Genomic DNA, 6367 nt, shown 5'->3' with positions numbered 1-6367 from the left:
CTGCCACCGATCATCGCCTTGATACGGGAAGCGCGGGCCGATCCGTCGATGCACTCGATACCGCCACCGGCATTCAGGGTGTGGAGGCAGTTGCCTGGCCAGGCCGGACCGGGTGTGATCCGGCTGACGATGGTCTGCGCGAACCCGTCAGGGTCGAGGCGGTCTATCCGTGCCAGACCCAGAGCTCGGCCGTAGCCCTGAGAACAGTCCTGTACAGGGCGGATCAGATGACCGCCACGTTCGACGATCCGTCCAGCCGGGCGAGCGGTCGAGGGATCGATCAATACGGGATTGCCCGGGTGAGCTGTGTAGGGGCCGCGGAAATCGGGCGCCGACCAGATGTGGAGCGCATCGTGGTAAGACCCCGACCCAAGCGGGGCGCTCGGACCAGCATCTCGCACGGTCGCGAATATCCACCAGTGGCCGGCATGTTCGACCAGAGTTGCATCGCTGGCCACTACGCCCGAGAGCAGCGTGGCTTCCTTGACCCAGCCTCCGGGGAAGCGCGTCGCCCGGTAGAGATCGACCGTGCCCGCCGCGGAACTCTCTGGCACCATCCAGGCCTCGCCGTCGCGCTCGAACACGAACGGGTAGGATAGGTGATGGGGCTCCTCCAGCACCGGAACCGGCGTGCCCTCTGGGCCATCCGGGCCGAAGCGGACGGCCGAGATGATCGCCTTGCCCGTGGCGTGCGGGAACTCCTCCACGAAGACGTGCGTGCTACCGGCGAAAGCCAGCGGGAAGGGATCGGCATAGAACCGACGCGCGTCATCCAGCAAGGTGTTCCAGCCGGTATCGGGATGACGGCCGAGGTCAAATAAGTCTGGACCGTCGAGGCGGCGCCATCCGGTACGCCAATGCGGAGCATTGTAGCAGAGCCTGTACAGCCGGCTGGCCACGTTCCTAGCAAGCAGTCGGGCTGAACGCCTACCAAGAGCTCTGGCAGGAAGGGCGGGGGCGACACACTGAACCAGATCCGCCCTAATCCCCTCTTCGGGACGGCCACTCAGCCGGTTCGTAAGCGCGGCTGTAATCACCGTAGTTGTTCGTGCTAGAGCGTCCTCGAAGGATATGGCTATCGAGCCTCGATGGTCCGTCCCCAGGATGCCGGAAGCCACGACACGTTCGTCTTGGATGAGTTCAAGCTGCGGCACACGTCCGGCGAGGAGGCTCATAAGCAGGCCGTTTTCACCGATGCCGCCATCGTAGGCCGGGCGCCACACGGGACAAGCGGCGACTGCATCACCACAAAGATCGAGCACGAGATCGGCGGCCATGGGGCGGGCCCAAGCTGCCAAATCGGCCGGCGGTAGGTTCAACGACCCGCCCAGGTTTAGCCCGTAGACCAGCGCCTCAAGCCGGAACAACAGATCGGCGCTGGAGGGCCAACCCTTTGGACCTGTGGCGATATCGACGCTGACAGCCTCAACTCCGGGCGTATCAGAGATCCGCTGCAACAGCGCGGTGTGCCAACGGCGTGATCGCGCGCCGTCCAGACGAACTCTCACATGCATGATGAGCACGTCTCCACTTAGCGCTTCAACCCACCGAATGTCGGCTAAGGGTGCGCTCTACCGACCAATCGGTAACAAGATTGATAACCGCCAACGCTGAAGAGGAATTTGCTGCGGAGCGTTTACCAGATACCCAGTGATCGCCGCTGATACCTGCACCCCATGGGCGGTTTTTAGGGATTTCCATCAGTCTAAGCGGCTATTCCGGAAGCGGGTAGAGGCCGCTGGAATACGCTCGGCTGGATACGATGGTGACTGATCGTGGGACTGATCGACCATAACAGCGCTGTCGCGGCCCAACTCGCGCCAGTTTCCGGGCTTCTCATGCCAAGAAGGCTTGGCGCGTGAGGACTGCCCAACCCGCCGGCTTCGCGCGTCGGCGCGCGTCGTGGTCGCGATCGAGAACAACCTTACGCGGAGCCACGCGCGCCGAACCGCTGACGTTCGTGATTTTCACGCTGCTACTCGTCGGGCTGTCCGGCGGCCTGCTGTGGACGCTGGGGTTCAACTACGAGGGGATTACCGGATCGCCCACATCGAAGATCCACCCGACGACCTATCTGGCGATCGCCATGTGCGGCTGGGGCATGCTACGCGCCGGCAATCCCGTGATCCCTGTGGTGCAGGCCCTAAACCGCAAGCCGGCCTGCGTGCTGCTGGCAATCTGCGGCGTGCTGCTCCTCGTATTGATCGCAGCCCGCGGTGGAACCGGGCTGGCTGGCTCGATCGATACCTTCGTGCTGGCCGGTCTCGTCCCGATCCTGCTCATGGATCGCGATGCCGCCACGTTGGGACGGCTGGAGAACGTCTTTCATTTCGTCATGCTCGCCAATGCCCTGCTGGGACTGTTTGAGTTCGCCAGCGGCCAGCGCTTCTTTCCGTTCCGCATGGATGGCATGGCGTTTGAGACCGACACGCGCTCGGCCGCGCTCCAGGGCCACCCACTTACCAACGCGACGGTGACGGCCTGTTACGTCTTATCCCTTGCCATGGGCGGCGGGAGGCTCGCGCCAGCCTTCCGGGCCGCGATGATCGCCCTGCAACTCGTAGCCCTCGTCACGTTTGGTGGGCGGGCAGCCACGGTGACAACCCTAGTCTTTGGTGGAATGGTTGGGCTCGTGACCCTCAACCGAACGCTACGCAACAATCGGATCCCGCTGGCTGGGGCGGCATGCGCATGCTTTGCGCTGACGATGGCGCCGGTGCTCGTGGCTATCCTGGCTACCGTGGGTTTCTTCGACACCCTTCTAAGCCGGTTTGTCTCCGACGGCGGCAGCGCCCAGGCTCGGGTCGACATGCTGGCGATCTTCGACGCTATCCCGTTCCGGCAGCTGCTGTTGGCACCCGACCTCCTGCAGGTAAGCACCCTGCGGCGGATCTACGGCTTGGAATGGGGCATCGAGAACTCGATCATCTCGGACGTGCTCTATCACGGCGTCTTGGTGACGGCGTTGCTCGTCCTGGCTGTCGGGCTCTACCTCGCCGAGGTCGCCCGAGGGTGCCGACGTGGGGTCTGGCTGCCGATCCTGGCGTTCGTGATCCTGGTCAACACCTTCGAGGGCCTAGCCGGCAAGACCACGATGCTGGCCAAGTTCGCCCTGATGCTGATCGTCCTGTTCCCGGTGAACCGGCTCGCGACCGCCCCTGAAGGTGGTCGTGAGCCAGCTCAGGTCAGGCGCCCTGGAGAGCGCCGCGGCCGTGGCCGTGCGCTGTATAGGACTTCGTGAAGCCGAACAGGCGCTCGCGCACGAGTTGGGCGTCGGGCAGTAGGGCCCGCATATCCCGCGCACGAAGCAGATGGGTGTTGTCGAAGTAGGACTGCATCTTCTCCGGCGTCGGCCGGCTGAGCAGCGCCCATAGGCCGAAGCGGATGAAGCGCCGCCCGTAAGGACGCGGCAGCCAGTGGATCGCCGGCAGAACGAAGTGTGGTTCGATCGGGAACGCGTAGGCCGGTGTCTGGACGAAGTAGCGTTTGCAGACGCGACGCACTTCGCTGCAGAAATGGGCCCGCTGCTCGGGCGGCACGTGCTCGATGACCGAGTTGCAGATCAGAACGTCGAAATGGCTATCTGGATATGGGATCCGGGTACCGTCGTAGAGCTCGATCTTCAGGGCCTGCAGCCTACCGGTGTGGCTGCGAGCTGAGCCATCGTCCTCGATGTTTAGAAGCGTCAGATCCGCCGGGATCATGTCCTCCGGCATTTGCTCCCAGAAATGGCGTGATCCACCGAGGTCGAGCACGCGCAGACGCGGCAAATCCGGGCAGCGCTCACGCAGCACACGACTGCGGCGGCGGCGAAACCGTCCCGAGAGAGCATCGACGAACGCAACCCAAGGATCCATGTCCAACTCTTTTCCACGCAATAAGAAGGTTGGATTGAGCTTCCTCGGATCGCGAGCGCCTGTCTAGAGATGGCACCTCTATATCGACCCTTTGGGAGTGGGATACGCCAGCTAAAACAGATCATGCTTTACGCAGCACATGCTGCCAGAACCGCTACTAAGCCCTACAGGAGGGGCATCAGCAGTCCGAAGTCAGCACGAGGGGGCCAAGCGCACTCGTCTTACGTGCAAACTGCCTCTCTCCAACCAATCGCTGAAAATACGAAGTCCGTGTCACGCCGAGGGCAGGCATAGGCAGGGACAGCCTGGCAAAGCATGGGAGAGCTGGACACCGGAAGCGCCGGCTCAGGCCCCCAGATCATCGGTGATAGAGAACGACAAAGGCCCGCCCCGGGGGCCAGGGGCGGGCCCTTATGCGACGACGCTCACGAGGCCGCGCTGAAGCCCTGTTTTGGGAGCCGTAGCGCTGCTCTGTGGACGTTCGAACCGCAGGGCCCGGTCGCGCATCGATGCTGCGGCTTGGTGCTTAACAGCGCGTCAACGGGGACTGGTCGGTAGCGGTGTGGTCACATCCCGCCGTCTGAGGTATCCTCCAAGATCGAAGTTGGCTCTGCGGTGACGTTGGGAGTGTCCTGAGACCCGTCCGCGAAGCCTACAGGGTGGTCGACTGGGGGGAATAGATCCGCCAATCCGGAGGCTACACCGTGCAGTACCGGATCATGTGAGGAGCCGACGGAAGGCGTGTACGGGTCAACAGTTCGCATGCGGAACGCGGGTCTGAACCTGATGGGAAAGTGAGTGGCCCTCGAACCACTCTTGATCTGGGTTAATAGCGCTTGAGGTGGAAGGTTCAGAAGATTTTCGCGCTTGGGTTGTGATCCGCGACCGCGGCGGCGATCTCGCTGTTGCGAGTAAGACTCGCGCCAAGCGAAACCTCTGGGAGTCCGAAGCCGAGCGCCCGTCGAGCGCGATAGTATGGATCAAGTGACCAATCACTGATCCGTGTGTGGCGGAACGCAGGTTATCGTGAAGCTGTTTCAGGCGGCTTACAGGAGCATTCCATCATGAAGCTCACCCTCGCCGTTTCGTTGGTCGCGAGCAGTCTTTTCCTCGTCGCTCCCGCCAATGCGCAAGGGGCGACGAACACACCTAGCATGGTGCCCGGCGCGGCTGCGTCCGTACCGGCGATGAAGTCCGATGCACCCAAAGCGGCCCGCACGGCCAAGTCGAAAGAATGCTCGGCAGAGGCCGATAAGCAGGGTCTGCATGGCAAGACGCGCAAGGCCTGAATGTCGTCGCGGCCGCGATCCGGGTATGCCGGATGCCTAAGCGGCTCTGGCACACGACATCAACTCGATTGGCTCCAAATCGAAGGGTCCGGATAGAGCCACTGTAAGCCGTGTCGCAGGAGATGCAAACTCGCGCGGCCTAAGCAGCGGTTTCGCCTACTTCTTCCTCAGAAGTCGGCGCAGTTTCACACATGCGCCAGAACTCGACACAGCCGACGGCGTAGGCGGCGAGGACAACGGCAGCCCAATGCATCATCGGGTTCCTTAACACAAACGGCCCGCCACTGTGCCGGAAAAACCTTGATACTTTACAACATCCTGAAGGTGTATCAGGACCTCTGCACCCACCGCGGTGCCCATCCCTCTGCGACCACCTGAAGAAGACTCGGTGTCAGGCGTAGGGACCACCGAACAGGTCGCCCATCGCCTTGCGTCGGAACAGCGTGCGCCGCCGCCGACGTTGGTGCTCTGGCCCGTCGTGGATCATGTGGCAGCGCTGGCAGAAGGCCGCGAGGTGGCCGAGAGCGTCGGCCAGCCCACCAGCATTCCGCTTACGCTTCCCCGAACACCGAGAGCGCTTGTAGGACACCGGCCAGTGGATCAGAGCTTACCCCGACGGGCTCATAGCGACCCGCAGCACCGGAAGCGGGCCGACCGACGCGTCTGATCACCTCCCGCTCGAAGGCGACGAAGCCCTCGATCCTACCTGTCGTATCACACAAGGGACGACAATCGATCTCGGCACGGTACTTGGTGCCATTCCCGCGGTAGTTGGTCAGGTAGCCGTGGAAGCGCTCGCCGGCCGCTAAGGCGCGATGAAAGACATCGAGCGTTTCCTCGCGTGTCTCCTTGCCTTGCATGAAGCGTGGGCTGCGCCCGATGATTTGGCCGAGGTCGCGTCCAACCAACCGCGAAAAGGCGGGATTGGCATAGAGGATGATCGGGCCAGGGGGATCGATCGTCACTTCCGTGACGACGATGCCGACCGCAGCATCGTGGCCAAAGGCCCGGATCAGTTCGAGCGCTGTCACGGGGCGAGAATGCGAATGGCTTGCAAGACGTGCGACCCTCATGAGCAACGCATGACGGTCAACTGCGTAAATGCCGTTCGGTTCACCGGCAGAGCAGGATGCAATGTTGTGAGGTATGCGATTAATTAATGTGAGCTTTACAATTAGTATTTGACGGCCTTTGTCGTTGACGGAGCGATTTTAAGTATTT

General features: G+C 62.4%; 5 protein-coding genes. 2 read left to right on the top strand and 3 right to left on the bottom strand.

The features are described 5' to 3' along the window. On the bottom strand, positions 1–1514 hold a 1514-nt coding region (locus tag MKL09_RS22065), incomplete at its 3' end, for a formyl transferase (RefSeq protein WP_244023711.1). 446 nt (positions 1515–1960) lie between these two features. On the opposite strand from MKL09_RS22065, the gene MKL09_RS22060 reads away from it, so the two are divergent. Beyond that, complete coding sequence (locus tag MKL09_RS22060) at positions 1961–3241, top strand: VpsF family polysaccharide biosynthesis protein (RefSeq protein WP_313901201.1); 1281 nt, start codon at positions 1961–1963, stop codon at positions 3239–3241. On the opposite strand, the gene MKL09_RS22055 is transcribed toward MKL09_RS22060, so the two are convergent. After that, positions 3186–3857, bottom strand: a complete 672-nt coding sequence (locus MKL09_RS22055; RefSeq protein ID WP_244023708.1) for a class I SAM-dependent methyltransferase — start codon at positions 3855–3857, stop codon at positions 3186–3188. The genes MKL09_RS22060 and MKL09_RS22055 overlap by 56 nt on opposite strands. 1064 nt (positions 3858–4921) lie before the next feature. On the opposite strand from MKL09_RS22055, the gene MKL09_RS22050 reads away from it, so the two are divergent. Next, positions 4922–5146, top strand: coding sequence for a phosphate starvation-inducible protein PsiF (locus tag MKL09_RS22050; RefSeq protein ID WP_244023706.1), 225 nt, complete (start codon positions 4922–4924; stop codon positions 5144–5146). Positions 5147–5697: 551 nt separating this feature from the next. On the opposite strand, the gene MKL09_RS22045 is transcribed toward MKL09_RS22050, so the two are convergent. After that, positions 5698–6177, bottom strand: a complete 480-nt coding sequence (locus MKL09_RS22045; RefSeq protein WP_243966913.1) for a PAS domain-containing protein — start codon at positions 6175–6177, stop codon at positions 5698–5700. Positions 6178–6367 lie beyond the last annotated feature (190 nt).

Source organism: Methylobacterium sp. J-048, from assembly GCF_022829515.1.
GTDB lineage: Bacteria > Pseudomonadota > Alphaproteobacteria > Rhizobiales > Beijerinckiaceae > Methylobacterium.
The sequence above is the reverse complement of the archived record's forward strand: the minus strand, read 5'-3'. Positions and strand labels throughout refer to the sequence as shown.

Coding starts and splice junctions, on each gene's coding strand:
- MKL09_RS22050 (WP_244023706.1), top strand. CDS start 4,922: ATGAAGCTCACCCTCGCCGTTTCGTTGGTCGCGAGCAGTCTTTTCCTC.
- MKL09_RS22055 (WP_244023708.1), bottom strand. CDS start 3,857: ATGGATCCTTGGGTTGCGTTCGTCGATGCTCTCTCGGGACGGTTTCGC.